The organism is Maribacter sp. MS6 (assembly GCF_056839185.1).
On sequence record NZ_CM166389.1, the window covers coordinates 353,746 to 371,237 of the forward strand.

13 protein-coding genes are annotated in these 17,492 nt (G+C 39.0%); 8 read left to right on the plus strand and 5 right to left on the minus strand.

From position 1 onward, the window contains the following. Positions 1-89 precede the first annotated feature (89 nt). On the plus strand, positions 90-944 hold the full coding sequence (locus tag MS6x_RS01775; protein WP_482605068.1) for an OmpA/MotB family protein: 855 nt from the start codon (positions 90-92) through the stop codon (positions 942-944). Positions 945-1,141: 197 nt separating this feature from the next. On the opposite strand, the gene MS6x_RS01780 is transcribed toward MS6x_RS01775, so the two are convergent. Beyond that, positions 1,142-1,762: an L-threonylcarbamoyladenylate synthase gene (locus MS6x_RS01780; RefSeq protein WP_482605069.1), complete on the minus strand. Its 621-nt coding sequence runs from the start codon at positions 1,760-1,762 to the stop codon at positions 1,142-1,144. A 192-nt stretch (positions 1,763-1,954) separates the two neighbouring features. Beyond that, complete coding sequence (locus MS6x_RS01785) at positions 1,955-4,213, minus strand: ATP-dependent helicase (protein ID WP_482607125.1); 2,259 nt, start codon at positions 4,211-4,213, stop codon at positions 1,955-1,957. A 203-nt stretch (positions 4,214-4,416) separates the two neighbouring features. Between MS6x_RS01785 and MS6x_RS01790 the strand changes: the two genes are divergently transcribed. From MS6x_RS01790 to MS6x_RS01800, 3 genes are read left to right on the plus strand one after another with little or no spacing between them, the layout of a single operon-like run. Then, positions 4,417-4,965, plus strand: coding sequence for a DsrE family protein (locus MS6x_RS01790; protein WP_482605070.1), 549 nt, complete (start codon positions 4,417-4,419; stop codon positions 4,963-4,965). A 9-nt stretch (positions 4,966-4,974) separates the two neighbouring features. After that, positions 4,975-6,285 carry an amidohydrolase gene (locus MS6x_RS01795; RefSeq protein WP_482605071.1) on the plus strand — a complete coding sequence of 437 codons (1,311 nt, stop codon included), beginning with the start codon at positions 4,975-4,977 and terminating at the stop codon, positions 6,283-6,285. A gap of 52 nt (positions 6,286-6,337) precedes the next feature. Beyond that, a complete protein-coding gene (locus tag MS6x_RS01800; protein ID WP_482605072.1) occupies positions 6,338-7,111 on the plus strand; it encodes an OmpA family protein in 774 nt (257 codons plus the stop codon). Between the two features lie 9 nt (positions 7,112-7,120). Here MS6x_RS01800 and MS6x_RS01805 read toward each other — a convergent pair whose 3' ends face one another. Continuing rightward, entirely contained in the window at positions 7,121-8,785 is a 1,665-nt protein-coding gene (locus MS6x_RS01805; RefSeq protein ID WP_482605073.1) for a DUF885 domain-containing protein, read from the minus strand. A 378-nt stretch (positions 8,786-9,163) separates the two neighbouring features. Here MS6x_RS01805 and MS6x_RS01810 point away from each other — a divergent pair, with 378 nt between their 5' ends. Then, entirely contained in the window at positions 9,164-9,682 is a 519-nt protein-coding gene (locus MS6x_RS01810) for a DUF7935 family protein (protein WP_482605074.1), read from the plus strand. A gap of 220 nt (positions 9,683-9,902) precedes the next feature. Continuing rightward, on the plus strand, positions 9,903-10,490 hold the full coding sequence (locus MS6x_RS01815) for a DUF6642 family protein (RefSeq protein ID WP_482605075.1): 588 nt from the start codon (positions 9,903-9,905) through the stop codon (positions 10,488-10,490). Positions 10,491-10,649: 159 nt separating this feature from the next. Here the strand turns inward: MS6x_RS01815 and MS6x_RS01820 are convergent, their stop codons facing one another. After that, entirely contained in the window at positions 10,650-11,564 is a 915-nt protein-coding gene (locus MS6x_RS01820; RefSeq protein ID WP_482605076.1) for a patatin-like phospholipase family protein, read from the minus strand. Further along, positions 11,561-13,663 carry a M1 family metallopeptidase gene (locus MS6x_RS01825; protein WP_482605077.1) on the minus strand — a complete coding sequence of 701 codons (2,103 nt, stop codon included), beginning with the start codon at positions 13,661-13,663 and terminating at the stop codon, positions 11,561-11,563. Before MS6x_RS01825 ends, MS6x_RS01820 begins: the two co-directional genes overlap by 4 nt. A gap of 189 nt (positions 13,664-13,852) precedes the next feature. On the opposite strand from MS6x_RS01825, the gene recG reads away from it, so the two are divergent. Together recG and leuC are read left to right on the plus strand one after the other, a co-directional pair. Next, entirely contained in the window at positions 13,853-15,958 is a 2,106-nt protein-coding gene (recG, locus tag MS6x_RS01830) for an ATP-dependent DNA helicase RecG (RefSeq protein WP_482605078.1), read from the plus strand. Between the two features lie 102 nt (positions 15,959-16,060). After that, a complete protein-coding gene (gene leuC / locus MS6x_RS01835) occupies positions 16,061-17,476 on the plus strand; it encodes a 3-isopropylmalate dehydratase large subunit (RefSeq protein ID WP_482605079.1) in 1,416 nt (471 codons plus the stop codon). The last annotated feature ends 16 nt before the right edge of the window (positions 17,477-17,492 follow it).

Sequence of the window (17,492 nt, forward strand, 5' to 3'; positions counted from 1 at the left end):
AGGGAATTAACAAATTCCAAATTATATACATTTGATATGGCTTAGGCTAAAAATTAGTAAATAACAAACATTTAATATAGGTAACAATTATGAAAAAAATCATTCTAGGATGTCTCGGTGTAACGCTTTTATTGTCTTCTTGTGTATCGCAGAAGAAATATTCGGACCTTGAGGCAAAACAAAAAGAAACACAGGATTTATTGAATTCTGCCACAGTAAAATTAAATGATTGCTTAGAAGAAAAAGCGACTGCTTCTTCCAGGTTACAGACGTTAGAAGATCAAAATGCGTTCTTGAAAGCCAATAATCAGGAATTGATAAACAATATGGGCAACCTTACAACGTTGACGACCAAAGGCGCCGAAAACTTAGAAAAGTCCTTAGAAAGTCTACAGGAAAAAGATTTAACCATTCGTAAATTAAACGATGCTATCACTCGCAGGGATTCAGTAAACTTATCCTTAGTACAAAGCTTAAAAGGTGTACTTGGAAACTTAGACGACGAGGATATTGAAATAAGCGTGGAAAAAGGAGTAGTTTTCGTTTCTATCTCAGATAAATTATTATTCAGCAGTGGAAGCTACAACATTACCAAAAGAGCTAAAGAAGTATTAGGTAAAGTAGCGAAGGTAGTCAACAACAAACCAGATTTTGAGTTTATGGTTGAAGGCCATACCGATGATGTGCCTTACAGAAGAAATGGCGCATTATTGGATAACTGGGATTTGAGCGTTAAGCGTGCAACCTCTGTTGTTCGTATTTTGCAAAATGATTTCAATGTAGATCCAAAGAGAATGACAGCTGCAGGTAGAGCGGAATACATACCGGTTTCAGCTACAGAAAAGTCTAAAAACAGAAGAACTAGAATTGTAGTGCTTCCAAAAATTGATCAGTTCTACAGCATGATAGAAGAAGGAATGAAAGATCCGGCGATAAACAAATAGGAACTAGTCCTTAGATTTTTAAAAATAAAAAAGGGTGCTTGAAAATTCAAGCACCCTTTTTTTATGCTGTTATGCGAGCCTAGTAAGGATGTATCTGATTATTGTGATACAAGTTGTTACTTCAAAAAATTATAACAAAGGAATTATGCCCAGAGCCTATCATAGTAGTAACGGGGCTTAACAATGATATTTGCCAACTAGATAATATCCAAACTTCCCTTACCCTCACGAACAACCTCAGGGTAACCGTCGGACAAATCAATAATCGTTGATGCCACGTTACCGCCGTAGCCGCCGTCAATGACTACATCTACCAAATTTTCCCACTTCTCAAATATAAGTTCGGGGTCTGTCGTATATTCCAATACATCATCATCATCACGGATAGAAGTGGATACGATAGGGTTTCCCAAAGCAACCACCAGCGCTTGGATAATAGCATTATCGGGTACCCGGATACCAACCGTTTTCTTCTTTTTAAAATCCTTGGGCAAATTATTGTTTCCCGGAAGAATAAAAGTGTAAGGGCCGGGAAGCGCTCTTTTTAATATTTTAAAGGTCGCCGTGTCTATTTGACGCACATAGTCAGAAAGATTACTCAAATCGGGACAAATAAAAGACCAGTTTGCTTTGGCTAATTTTATACCCTTGATCCGTGCGATTTTTTCCAAAGCTTTGGTGTTTGTAATATCACAACCTAAACCGTATACGGTATCCGTAGGGTAAATGATTAAACCACCTTTGCGCAAGACCTGTACCACCCTATTGATTTCTTTAGGGTTGGGGTTCTCTTCGTATATTTTAATAAATTCTGCCAAGTGTATAAAGACTGTTTACTCCTACAAAATACAAAAATATTGAAACAGTTTTTTAAAATAATGCGTAACGGTTAACCAATCTTACGATACAGTACTGTTTAACTTTTGTTCACGTGCATTGTAAATGTTATTATACGTGCGGGAAACCAAACTATTGGAATTAAATCCAATAGCACCTTATTGCTAACCCAATTAAGAAACCACCTCTAACTTGGCAAAACGAAGTAACAATTTCTTTACATCGCCCTTATCAAATTTTATTTCTGCTTTGCGGTCATTACCAATACCCTCAATTTTAAGAACTTGCCCTCTTCCAAAACGGTTGTGATTAATTATAGAACCTTCTGCTAAGTTAGGATCTATCTGATTAGTGTTCCCAACCGGCCTGGACAACTCTGGCTTTATTTTGCGTAATTTTTTAAGCTGGTTACTATTGGGTTGGCCTACTATCGGAGGCGTGCCTTTTATCGGTTTGTTTTGACGGAGTGTACTTTTATCAACCTCGCCGAAAATATCTGCATTTATTAAAGACTTGTAACGATAGCCTCCATCTACTGGGGTAAGATTTTCCACATATTGCTCATCGATTTCCTCTAAAAACCTACTAGGTTCGGCATCGATTAACTTGCCCCAACGATACCTATTTTGGGTATAGGTAAGATATGCCTGTTTTTCCGCACGTGTTAAGGCCACATAAAACAGACGTCGTTCTTCTTCTAGTTCGCTTCGTGTATTCATACTCATTCCTGACGGAAACAGGTCCTCTTCCATCCCAACGATATATACGTATGGAAACTCCAGTCCTTTTGCCAAATGAATGGTCATCAACGCCACCCGGTCATCATCACCTGTGTCATTATCCAAATCTGTTGCAAGGGCAACATCCTCGAGAAATTCACTAACACTTCCCGTAGCATCTACCACTTCTACTTGTCCCTCTACAAAGTCCTTAATTCCATTTAACAAGCCTTCTATATTCTCCATTTTGGCAATACCTTCCGGTGTGCCGTCTTTTTTAAATTCGAGCAGTAATCCGGTCTTTTTTGCAACATGCTCGGAGAGTTCAAAAGCGTTCGCGCCCTCGTTCATTATCTGAAAGCTTTTGATCATGGTCACAAAATCCTCTAGCTTTCGTTTGGTACCGCTATTTATCTTTAGGTCAATCTTGGAAATGTTTTCCATAACCTCAAAAATAGACCGCCCATAGTGGTTGGCTGCAACTACCAATTTATCAACCGTAGTTTGACCAATACCTCTTGCAGGAAAATTAATCACTCTTTTCAGCGCTTCTTCATCCTTGGGGTTAATAACAAGTCGTAAATAGGATAGGACATCCTTTATCTCCTTCCGTTGATAAAATGAGAGTCCACCGTAGATACGGTATGGAATATCCCGTTTACGCAATCCGTCTTCAATGGCCCTAGACTGGGAGTTTGTTCTGTATAGCACCGCAAATTCCCCGTTGTGCATCTGCTGATTCATCTTATGGTCCCAAATAGACTGGGCTACAAACCTACCTTCTTCCGCATCTGTGATACTGCGGTGTATTTTTATTTGTGCACCGTCGTCATTAGCTGTCCAGACCACTTTTTCCAACTGGTCCTTATTTTTGGCAATGATAGAGTTTGCCGCATTTACAATGTTTTTCGTAGATCGGTAGTTCTGTTCTAGACGATACATACCCACATTCTCATAATCGCGCTGAAAATTAAGAATATTGCTAATGTTGGCACCTCTGAAAGAATAGATACTTTGTGCATCGTCCCCTACTACGCAAATGTTCTGGAACCGATCGGCCAAAGCTTTTACTATTAAATATTGGGAATGATTGGTATCTTGGTACTCGTCTACCAAAATATATCGGAACCTATCCTGATACTTCATAAGTACATCTGGAAAGCGCGTCAACAGCTCATTGGTACGCAGCAACAAATCATCAAAATCCATTGCCCCTGCCTTAAAGCAACGGTCTACATAATTCTGGTAAATATCCCCTACTCTCGGTCGTTTTGCCATAGCATCCGCTTCCATGAGCTCGGGATTGTTAAAATAGGCCTTTACCGTTATAAGGCTATTTTTAAAAGAGGATATCCTATTCTGTATTTGCTTGTATTTATAAATATCCTTGTCCAATCCCATTTCCTTAATGATGGAAGAAATTAAACGTTGTGAGTCTTGGGTATCGTAAATGGTAAAATTACTGGGGTACCCTAGCTTATCCCCATCATAACGCAGAAGCTTGGCAAAAACAGAATGGAAGGTACCCATCCAGAGGTTTTTGGTCTCGGAGACACCCACCATTTCGGAAATACGTTTTTTCATTTCGCGGGCTGCCTTGTTGGTAAAAGTCAGGGCAAGAATATTAAACGCATCTACGTTCTGTTCCATTAAATACGCAATCCTGTAGGTAAGGACTCTTGTCTTCCCGGAACCTGCTCCGGCAATGACCATGAGCGGTCCGTCTTTATGAAGTACAGGCTCCCGCTGCGCATCGTTCAATACATCTAAAAAAGTACTCAATTTAATCTTTGTTTTAGAGCGTGAATTTAGCTATTATCTAGGGATCGTAGAAATCTTGTTTTTTAGATTTATAAACAATAAGTGGTTATTCCTTTCAATTTGAATATATTTATCGCCTGATTATCTAGAACATCATGAAAATTAAAGATAAACGTAGCTTTTTCTTCTTATTGGTACTCGGTTTTACTGTGGGCGTCATAGCACAGGAAAAGAAAAGTGGACCTATAATCGCTGATTATGGAGCGGTATGGGATATTAGCCAGCCAGACTTTAAGACCGATACATCAACAACGTATAAAGCGGTTTTTGATATTATGAGTACGCCAGATGACCCAGCTGTTCTTAACGCTAATCTAGAAACAGCGGCGAGGTTCTTAAATATGCACGCCCAAAGTGGTGTTCCTTTAGCGCAATTGAAAGTCGCCTTAGTAGTTCATAACAAAGCTTCTAAGGATATGATTCATTCCAAAGCGTACAACAAAAAATTCGGCGTAGACAATCCAAATGAAAGATTACTAAAAGAGTTGATGGATGCCGGTGCCGATATTATTTTCTGCGGACAGTCTTCTGCTTCTCGGGGATTTCCAAAAGAAGACCTTGTCACCGGAATACAGATTTCCCTTTCAGCCATGACAGCATTGATACATCTACAGAACGATAATTACAGATTAATTAAATTTTAAAACAACACTATGAGATATCTAGGATGTTTAGCATTATTGGTTTTCGCAGCTACCGCAACTGCCCAAGGACCAAATTTGGATAAAGACTATGAAGCTATCGAAGGAAAAGTAATTGATTGGAGACGAGATATCCATCAAAACCCAGAACTCGGAAACCGCGAATTCAAGACCGCGGAAAAAATTGCAAAACACCTCAAGTCTTTAGGACTAGAAGTACAGACCGGTGTTGCACACACAGGAGTCGTGGGATTATTAAAGGGTGATAAACCTGGTAAAGTTGTTGCCTTGCGAGCGGATATCGACGCACTTCCGGTAAAGGAACGCAATGACCTACCTTTTAAATCGACCGTAACATCGGAGTTTATGGGTGAAAAAGTGGACGTTATGCATGCCTGTGGACATGATACACATACCGCCATCTTAATGGGTGTGGCCGAGGTTATGGCGAAGAATAAAGATAAAATAAAGGGAACGGTTAAATTCATTTTTCAACCTGCCGAAGAAGGTCCACCACCAGGAGAAGAAGGCGGTGCGTTGCTTATGGTAAAAGAAGGTGTAATGGAAAACCCAAAGGTCGATGCTATCTTTGGACTGCACATAAATTCACAAACACCAGTAGGAACTATTCGTTACAAATCTGGTGGAACCATGGCAGCTGCACAAAGTTTTACCATTAAGGTGAAAGGTAAGCAAAGCCACGGTTCACAACCTTGGTCTGGTGTAGATCCAATTTTGATAAGTGCAAAGATTATCGATGGCCTTCAAACCATTATTAGTAGGGAAACCGAACTAACCAATGAAGCGGCCGTAATCACGGTTGGAAAAATTAGAAGTGGTGTACGGTTCAACATTATTCCAGAAGATGCCGAAATGATAGGTACGATAAGAACTTTGGACTATGACATGAAAGACAAGTTGAACAAACGTATGATAGAAATGGTAAGTACTATTGCCAAAGCATACGGTGGTGAGGCTACTTGTGAAATTAAGGATGCAACCGATATCACTTATAACAATCCGGAATTAGTTGACCAAATGCTTCCTACTATTAAAAGGGTTGCCGGTGAGGGCAATGTAGTTACCCAAAAGGCAATCACCGGAGCAGAGGATTTCTCTTATTTTCAGCGCGAAGCGCCGGGCTTCTTTTTCTTTTTGGGAGGAATGACTCCAGGTAATACAGAATCCTTTCCCCACCATACGCCTGATTTTAAAATAGATGATAGCGATTTATTATTGGGCGTGCGTGCCTTGACAGAAATGAGCTTAGATTATTTGAATAGCGATAAAACTCCACGTTTGGAAACAAAACCAAAAGGATAATCGTTCCCATATCTAATTGGAATACTAAATAAAAATTGACGTTTATAATTGTATGAAAAATATTTTTGTGCTCTCCGTTATTGTACTATTTGGGTGTTTACCCCTTCAAGGACAAAAGAAAAGTGAATTAATTTCACAGAATCAAGAATTGAAATTTCAATTAGATTCCGTTAACCGCATTATTTCAGATGCAAAACGAAATGAAAGAATTGGACTTCAAAAAGCCGAAGAACTGCAGTCACAGGTAACCGAATTACAGGATGCCAACGCTACTTTGATGAAAAACCTGAATAGTTTTGCCACCTTATCGAGTCAAAACACAGCGAACATCAATAAGACTCTAGAAACCTTAGAGCGCAAAGAAGCACAGATAAAAAGTATCATTGGAGGTTTCGCCAGTGCAGATTCTACTGCATTGGTTGTACTTACCGATGCAAAACGGACCTTAGGAGAGAATGCAAAAGTACAAGTAAGTGAGGGTGTCGTAATCATCTCTGAAAAATTGGATTTTTTCTTCGAGGACGGACTCGGAAATAACCTCTTGGAAACCTCTAAAGAGCTGCTAGGGAAAGTAGGCCAACTTTTAAACGCTAACCCTAATGCAGCGATTACGGTTATAGGAATGAATATTACAGGAGAATTACATCTTGGCCTAAACCAAGCGGTTGCTATTGCTAATCAATTAATAGTACAAAACGGCGTAGACGGAAGCCGTTTGCAAGTAAAGGCGCAAGACGGGGGCTTTAAAGAGGGAATTCAGATTCGTATCCACCCAGATTATAAAGCTTTTTACACAAAGGCAAAAGCGGATATGAAAAACAAATAAACTGGAATTTTAAGTGCTAGGTTTCACATCTGATAATAGCGACTCTTCCATTAGTCTAGGGGGCATATTTCCTATTTTTAAAAGTCTTTCATGAAAATCGCCCAACGTAAAACGTTCTCCCATTTTTTGTTTGTAAAGGTCCCTAATTCTTAAAATTTCTGACATTCCTAAATAATAGCCTATAAAATAACCTGGACTTTTCGCGGCAGAATCAATTTCTAATTGTGCTGCCCATCTCAAAAAGCCAACTTTGTCTGTCATCAGCGTAACAGCTTCCTCGTAGGTCATGCGTCCAGAGTGCATCCCTACGTCATAAATGACCCTGGCATTACGCCAGAGTCGTAGCTGTAATTGTCGTAGATGAATTCTTTTATTAGGAAAAAAACCAGTTTCGGCCATCAGCTGTTCGTTATAAAGGCCCCAACCTTCACTAAAAAGGGAAAGTCCGTTCTCTCGGCGGATTTTTCTTGGATTATGCATCTGATACAAGCCCTGTACATGATGTCCCCCGTATGACTCATGCGGTGCGGTCACAATGATAACACCCCAATCATGCTCTACTAAATATTCCTGTTTTGTCTTCTCATCCCACTGGTCTTCATAAGGATTTATCATCCATTTAGCTGTTAAAACCCCTTCTTCATCCTTACCTTTGGCTCGAGAAAAATTGCCATAATAAGACGTTTTTCTCAAATATTCTGCCCTAGGAACAACCTGTACTTGTTCTTCCCATGGAATGGGAATTAGTTTATGGTTTAAAATATGCGTTCGGGAACTATCTACCCATAATTGGTGGGCCGCTATCATTTCATGCGGTTTGGGAAAGTCATTTTTAATTTCTAAGGCCAATTCTTGCCAACTTTTCGAGGAATCTATTTCCTTTGCCAACACCTCCAATTCGGACAAGGTAGCGTCAAATCTATCCTTTCCAAATTGCCAAAGGCTCTCAGCGTTGTAATCCAAAAGAAGCTCTTGTTCTAAAATATTATTATAGGTTGACTCCCCTAATTCAAATCCTGCTTTAGGCTTTTTAGGAAGCTCTTGGGTCAAGAATAAAATATACGTATCCAAGGCTTTTTTAGCGTTTTCTATTAAGGGTGTAAGCTCATCTACCTTATTTGTCAGTTTTGCAAATTCTGGTAAAGAAGTCTTAAACAAGGGAATAGCATTTTGCGCCATGAAAAGTGACAGTTCTTGAAATCTAGGAACAAAAAACTCAATTTGCTTCGTGCCATTTCCCAATTGTATAGGAAGTGCCTTCAATTTCTCCAACAATTCTTCTATTTTTTCCTCAGGTTCCCCTGGCCTGTCTAGAATGTTTCCTAAGCTTCTAAACTGCATATATTCCCTGGGATCCTTTCTCCAAGCTTGATGATTCGCTTGTCTTAGCTCCTTACCTTTTAAAATGCTGTGCGCAAAGCGCCAGTCAATTCGATCTTCAAAGGAGAGAGGTACCGTATCTATCTGCAATAAGTTATCTAATGTTTTTCTTGTTTTAGCCAGTTCTTCGTAGAAATATTCACTACTTAAAGTTAAATCCTTTACGGTCCCGGCTTCAATTGTATTAAAAGCCGCACTAAAAGTTTCAAAACTATTGTTGCTAGTTCGTTCTTTACTATCTGTTTTACAACCTGCAACAAACATAAAACCAATGAAAATTATCAATACCCTCATTATCAAGTTTTTTTAATTAGCTACCTAAATATACTATTGTTTCCCTGCTAATTCCAAAGAATCTGCGCTGTTAGCCATAAATATTATAATTATCCCCTACTAGTGCATTTAATACATTACTGTTTTAAGTTAGCTCATAATCAGATATTTCAATCATCTTAGTATAATGAACTATAGCCAAAATAAAGGTAACACTGTACTTTAAGCAACGTAGGTTAAAAAGCAAATTGAAAACTACTGGTTTCTGGATTGGTAAGGCTCACTAAAATATTCTACGGGTTAAATTTCTGTATTTCATCGATCAGCCTATATAATAATTGAAGAAATTGGTCGTTCTTGTGTTTAATACTAACCACTAACAACGATAAATTCCTAGACATGAGTTCAGACCAAATATTACAACTTTTCGCATACACGTTTCCTTCTATAGTTACCGGCGCCGTTGCATTTTATTTTTTTAGATTACATACCAAAAATGAAGAAGGAAGAAGACGCTTTTTATTGCATAAAGATTCTCAAAAAGATGCTTTACCTGTAAGAATGCAGGCTTACGAACGTATGGTACTTTTTTTAGAGCGAATTGCGATTCCAAGTTTGGTTGTTCGGGTGGGACCAGCTTCAGAGAATAAATCCGACTATGAGAATTTACTTATTAAAAATATAGAGACGGAGTTTGAGCACAATCTTTCGCAACAAATCTATATGACCGATGAATGTTGGAATATCATAAAAGCGGCAAAAAGTGCTACGATACAAATGATACGAAAAGCGGCCATGAGCGAAACTGAAACCGCAGATAAACTAAGGGAGGATATTCTTACCGAAACCATGGAAAAAACATCGCCATCTACAACGGCATTGTCATATCTTAAAAAAGAAATTGGTGAACTTTGGTAAAAGTCCCCTAACCCCAAAACCAGGTAAACAATAAACCTCGAATACAAATCCAAGAAACAAGTACAAGCCTGCATGCATGCATCAAAGTTATTCGCTTAACGATAATAGCGAGCTCTAAATGAAAGTTTTATAGCGCAAAAAGACAAAAGCAATTCCCTACCCGTAAATTCTTTCTTGATTTGCTTGTTAAACACAGGCCAAATAAAGAATTTTGCAGGCTATGAATACATTACAAGTAGGCTCTACAGAGACTGACAAGTTTATTTTCTGCCTCGAAGCCCTTCCAGATATAGATAATACTGATACAACCGAAGTTTTGAAAATTTTGGAGGATATTGCGCTGAATCAAAATATTGCGAGCATCTACAAAGCCTGCGATACTATTGAAGGATTAGAAGACAGCCTTAATAACTTATTGTATAACGACCATAACTTTAAAGATTATGAAATTATCTACTTGGTTATGCCCGGTGAGCCGAACAATATCCTAATTAACGACTATTACTATAGCATTGAGGAAATTGCGGAACTTTTTGAAGGTAAGATGCGTGGAAAAGTGATACATTTTGCGAACAAAAAAATACTGGACCTAACAGATGAGGAATCGCAATACTTTTTAGATGTAACCGGGGCACGAGCCATCTCTGGCTACGGTGTCAACCAGAGCAAAATTTCTAGTGCTAGTACTATTGATAGGGTTTTCTTTGGTTTGTACCAAGAAAATGATGATTTTAAGGAAGTTGTGGAACTTATGTTTCAAAAGCATTATAATCTCTGTAAGCTACTTGACTTTAGACTTTATTATTAGACCACTTTTGAAAATTTAATTAGATGTTTCAAAAGAACCCTTGAAATAGGTTTCAATTGGAGTAAGAAGTCTATTTAAACAGATTACCTTTAATAGGAACACTTTCTACGACTTACCTACCTATATTTTACTTTTTCTGTAGTCCTACCTCTGAAAATCTCACTCATACTCATTAGGCTCGATCGGATTGGTTTCTTCATTTTTGTTTTTAGCGTACAAATAGCCACGCTGCCACCAGCGAGTCATTTTCGCCTTATCAAAAATCAGGGAATTTGTGGTTAAAATAGTTGGGGTGTAATATAGATTGATAATTGCATCTTTCTGATTTGCTACAAGTTTTCCAATTCGTATATTTTGATTTTCAATTCGGTCTAAAATAAAACTCAACATGGTAGTAAGCAACTCAAAAGGATTTCTGGACGGCATTCTGTTCAGATAGTTTACTTCGGTATGTAAGACTACGACATCGACTTCCGTGGCACCACGCCTTATGGCTTCCTCAATAGGAACAATACTTCCTAAACCCCCATCTGCATATTCACATCCGTTTACGCGGGCCAAACTCATAAACGGGACATAGTTAGATGATATCCATATCCAATCACAAAATTCATCGTAGCTACATTCATTGATCGATTTATACTCCACCTGATTTAATGACAAATTAGATACCGTTACAACAACATCGGTTAATCCATTTTTAAGTTCGTTAAACTCTTCGATGGTTACGCTTTGCCTGATCATTTTTCGGAGATTTTCACTTTCCCCAAACGTCTGTTTGCCAGCTATAAAATTCTTTAATACATTCCAATGATTAATGGAAATCTCATCTACCCCATATTTTTTCTTAATGATAAAGGGACAATTGTTAAAAATAGTATCCTGATTAACATTGGAATAAATTTCTTTTATTTTTTCCAACTTGCCCAAAGCCAAATGCGATATAAGCAAGCTACCTGTAGAAGTACCCACAAAAAGGTCATATTTTTTGCCAGAATTTTTAATTAAAAATTCGGCCACACCGCCAGCAAATGCTCCCTTGCTACCACCACCGGAAATAACCAAGGCTCTCATTCTAGATTAAGTTTTGTATTAAAATATCGCAAATCATCGCCGTTTAGTCTTTTAGCTGTTTCTTGTAATTGTATTCTAATGCCCTCATCTTCCCATAGTCTGTCCAACAGGCGCCTCGCAAAGTTCCGAAATTGCCATGAATGATGATTTGTAGCTTGTATCAACTCCCTAAAAACGGCCTCGCTCAGGCCTCCTATTTCCTCTAGAAATTGAAAAGCAGTTTGCCTAACCTCTTGGCTATGATTTGAACCTGTATATGAACTAAGTTCTGTAAAAAACACCGGTTTCTCCCCAGCCCTATACTCTGGGGTTACCAAGGCCAATGTTAACCACAGCAAGCGAACATTTTTATTTGGCAATCCATCTACACGATCCAATTGATCCAAGTAATTACCCCTGTCCTTTTCAAATGTACTCCATAGCTTTATTAAGGCCAACTCCTTCGTCACATAACTTTTGTCTTTAAGAAGTGACTCAAAACTATTTTTCCATACATCCTTGTCATTTTCCGAGGGAGAAATTCCCAGCATGGAAACTGCCAAAGCTTGTCGTATTGGAATGCTATCTGTGGCAAATGCTTTTTCAATAACAGACTTTGGCAAAACTCGATGGTACTTTTTTATGATATGTTGTTTAAAGTGCACGGAAGTGGAAGCGTCCCAATACCCTTCGTAATCAAGGTCATCACTTTGTATAACTTCAAACTCAGCATTCATTTGAGATAACAAATCCAAAGAAGGAGAATGTTCTTTCAAGATTGCGATAGCTTCCGCTATAGGAAAGTCCTTACTATCCAACCACGTATTTTTGTAAGATAGGAGGTCAATACCTTTTGCTCTAGCCATTTCCTGTAAAAACTGGGAAACGGTTACGTTTTTAAATTGATAAGTATTCAGGTAATTTTGTATCCCCTTCCTAAATGCATTATCCCCAACTGCTTCTCGTAGTGCCACCAGCGCCCACGCCCCTTTTTCGTAAAACGTAAGACTACTGGCTTTGGGGTTTAAAAGAGACTGACCTTCACCTTTTTCGGACAAATCTTGCAGCTGTTGTGCGGTATCATATAGTTTCCAGTAAAAATGGTCATCGCCAAATAGTTTTTTCTCAGCCAAGTAAGCGAAATAGGTGGCAAAACCCTCATGCAACCAATGATGGTTGCCATCCTTTTCCGTAACCAAATTCCCAAACCATTGATGCGCCAGTTCATGTGCGTTTACATTCACATAGTTTTTGTCTATAAAGGCGGTAGAATCTATCATAAACCCATCCGAAAAAATAGTGGCTCCTGTATTTTCCATTCCGGCATATAAAAAATCATGCACGGGTGCCTGCTTATAATTTTGCCACGGATAAGCAACACCGATTTCGCCCTCCAAAAAATCAAAAATTTCCTTGGTATACCGATATGTAGGTTCTACACGTAGACTATCACTTGGGTAATAATAATTTTCCAGAGGAATACCACTATTGGATACCAATTCCTGCTTGTGATAGTTACCTATTGCAAAGGCAAGAAGATAACTACTCATGGGCTTTTGCATGTCGAATTGCCAGATAGCGCTATGGTCCAGTTTTTGGCTCTTAACCATTTTTCCATTGGCGATAACCGTAAAATCATTAGTGGTCTTAATATGTATATCAAACTCCACTTTTTCCTCCATATCGTCAAAACTAGGTAGCCAATGACTTGTATATTTCCCCTGACCTTGGGTCCAAATTTGTTCATTACCAACGACTGTATCCTCCCATCCAATAAAATAAACAGTCTGTTTTGGATTACAGGTATATTCCAATCGTAACGAATATGTCCGTCCTTTTTTAAATTTCTCGTGAATTACAATGTGTTTGCCGTCGTAATCAAATCGCGGATTCTTGTTATTGAGTTGTACCAAAGTAAAATCGATATTTTTGGCGTCCAAAAAAATAGAATCTACCTTTTCGGTAATAATAAATTGATAATCAACTTGTCCTTCTATTAGCCGCTCATCGGGTATCGGATAAACTATAACCTTGGCGTTAAGAAAATCGACCTTATCTTGATGCTGGGCGACTACAAGGGCATTAATAAAAAGCAGAACCACAAAACTAAACCTTTGCATACACTATAAACTTCAGAGCAATCAAAGTTAGGGTTTTCGGCAATTACAGCCTAAACCCAAGTTATTTGAAAATAGTATACTTTACCATTAAGAATACATAAGAAAACATCACAGATAAAATTCTCTGCTTGGGGAATCGGGGCTTTATTCACTTTGGGGGCTATGGAGCTTTTTACGTAATTTAGTCCCATGAATTCCACAGTACTCCAAACCCCCATTGCCTATCTAAAAGGTGTTGGCCCCAACAGGGCGGATAGTTTACAATCGGAACTTGGAATTCATGTATATCAAGACCTGTTAAATCTCTTTCCACATCGATATATCGACAAAACCCAATATTATAAAATAGGACAACTTCAAAAAAGCAACGCAGATGTGCAGATTATTGGAAAAATCGTACATGTAAAAACCGTTGAACAAAAAAAAGGAACCCGTTTGGTCGCTCGCTTTCAAGACGATACCGGAGAAATGGAACTCGTATGGTTTAGAGGTCAAAAATGGATACGGGAAAATTTGAAATTAAATACACCGTATGTCATCTTTGGCAAGTGCAATGTATTTAATAATAGCTTTTCCATGCCGCATCCGGAGATGGAACTTTTAACCGAACACCAACAAGGTCTAAAAGTTGACATGCAACCGGTATATCCATCTACGGAGAAACTAAACAACAAGGGTATTACGAACCGCGTTATTAGCAAATTGATGCAGCAACTATTCCTAGAGACCAAAGGAAAGTTCTCCGAAACCTTGTCAGATGGTCTTTTGTATGAACTAAAACTAATTTCTAGAAGCGAAGCACTGTTTAACATCCATTTTCCTAAGAGTCAGGAGTTATTGGCAAAAGCACAGTTCCGGCTTAAATTTGAGGAACTATTCTACCTGCAAATGCAACTTATTGCAAAGAATATGCTCCACAAACAAAAAATTAAAGGTTTTCCGTTTGACCAAGTAGGCGATGGCTTCAATGATTTTTATACGAATAAGCTCCCTTTTGAACTTACCAATGCCCAAAAACGGGTCATCAAGGAAATACGTGCAGACTTAGGTAGCAATGCCCAAATGAACCGCTTGTTACAGGGCGATGTTGGTTCAGGAAAAACTATTGTCGCTGTGATGGCGATGCTTTTGGCTATTGACAATGATTTCCAAGCTTGTTTGATGGCTCCAACAGAAATCCTTGCCAATCAGCACTACCAAGGTATCTCCGACTTACTGAAAGACACAGATGTAACTTGTGCGTTACTTACAGGTGCAGTTAAAAAATCAGCCCGAAAACCTATCCACGAGCAGTTGGAAAACGGGGAGCTAAAAATTCTAATCGGCACCCATGCACTTTTGGAGGATAAGGTAAAATTCAAGAATTTAGGTTTAGCTATTATTGACGAACAGCACCGTTTTGGAGTAGCGCAACGCTCCAAACTATGGCATAAAAACCAATATCCGCCCCATATTCTTGTAATGACGGCAACCCCGATACCGCGAACTTTGGCTATGAGCTTATATGGGGATTTGGATATTTCGGTCATAGATGAGCTTCCACCGGGCAGAAAACCCATCAAAACAGTCCATAGGTTTGATTCTAACCGTTTAAAAGTATTCCGATTCATACGAGATGAAATCCAAAAAGGAAGACAAATCTATATCGTATATCCTTTGATACAAGAATCAGAGGCATTGGATTATAAAGATTTGATGGACGGTTATGAAAGCATAGTAAGGGATTTTGCACCACCGGAATATCAGATATCCATAGTCCATGGACAAATGAAGCCAGCGGACAAGGAGTATGAAATGCAGCGTTTTGTGAAAGGGGAAACCCAGATTATGGTCGCAACGACTGTAATAGAAGTTGGCGTAAACGTACCTAATGCCTCTGTAATGATTATTGAGAGCGCGGAACGTTTTGGACTATCTCAATTGCATCAATTACGAGGACGTGTGGGCCGTGGTGCGGACCAAAGCTTCTGTATTTTGATGACGAGCCACAAACTCTCTGCCGAATCCAAGACCCGTTTAGAAACCATGGTACGCACCAATGACGGCTTTGAAATTGCGGAAGTCGATTTAAAGTTACGTGGCCCCGGAGATATTATGGGTACCCAACAAAGTGGTATTCTTAATCTAAAAATTGCGGATATTGTAAAGGATAATGATATTCTAAAAACGGCACGTTTCTATGCCTTGCGGTTGCTTAAAGACGACCCATCTTTAGAAAAACCGGAAAATTTAATCATAAGGCATGGTTACGCGCAATTGGTAAAGTACAAGAATATTTGGAATTATATCAGCTAAGTTGACCGGCTCACTTTTAGTTGAACATCGTAATTTCCGTGCCTGTCAATTTCTAAAAAAGCCCTTCTTTTAGTAGCTTTGATAGCTTAGAAATGAAAGAAGATGAGTTCAAAAAAAACACTGTTTGACAAAGTTTGGGATTCGCATGTAGTGCATCAAATTGAAAATGGACCAGATGTCCTATTTATAGATAGGCACATGGTTCATGAGGTAACAAGTCCGGTTGCCTTTTTAGGTTTAAAAAACCGAGGTATAGGCGTACTGCATCCAGAAAAAACATTCGCTACGGCAGATCACAATACACCTACAATCAACCAACATCTACCTGTAGAAGACCCACTTTCTGCCCATCAATTAAAAATGTTAGAAGAAAATGCCAATGAACATGGTATTTCGTATTGGGGACTGGGTCACGAGAAAAACGGGATTGTACACGTTGTAGGTCCGGAATATGGTATAACGGTTCCCGGAGCAACGATTGTTTGCGGCGATTCTCATACATCTACCCATGGTGCCTTTGGTGCTATTGCTTTTGGAATAGGAACTTCTGAAGTGGAGATGGTTTTGGCCTCTCAATGCATTATGCAGCCTAAGCCTAAGCGTATGCGCATTAATATAACCGGAGAACTTCAATTTGGCGTTACACCCAAAGATGTTGCCTTGTTTATAATCTCACAGTTAACCACCTCTGGTGCTACGGGATATTTTGTAGAATATGCGGGTGACGTATTTAAAAATATGACCATGGAAGGTCGTATGACCGTTTGCAACCTGAGTATAGAAATGGGTGCAAGAGGCGGTATGATTGCACCGGACGAAACGACTTTCCACTATATTAAGGGACGTGAGTTTACACCCAAAGGAGAAGCCTGGGATAAAGCCATGGACTACTGGCAAACCTTACATACGGATGCGGACGCCATTTTTGATAAAGAATTAACTTTTGATGGTTCACTTATAGAGCCTATGATTACCTATGGTACCAACCCTGGCATGGGAATGGGTATATCAAATGATATTCCAAGTTCCAATATGGTTCAAGGTGGCGCAACAACCTATAAAAAATCCTTAGAATACATGAAATTCGGAGAAGGCGATTCCATGATTGGAAAACCTATCGATTTTGTATTCCTTGGAAGTTGTACCAATGGTAGAATCGAAGATTTTAGAGCCTTTGCGTCTATTGTAAAAGGAAGAAAAAAAGCAGATAATGTTACCGCTTGGTTGGTTCCTGGTTCTCACAAAGTAGAAAAGGCAATTAAAGAGGAAGGCCTTTTGGCAATCATCAACGAAGCTGGTTTTGAACTCCGTGAACCTGGTTGTTCCGCTTGTTTGGCCATGAACGATGATAAAGTACCTCCCGGAAAACTGGCTGTTAGCACTTCTAATAGAAACTTTGAAGGTAGACAGGGGCCTGGTTCAAGAACACTTTTAGCGAGCCCTTTAGTTGCTGCGGCAGCTGCCGTTACCGGTAAGGTCACAGATCCAAGAGAGCTAATGCAGAAAGAAATGGCTTAATATATTACCCTATATA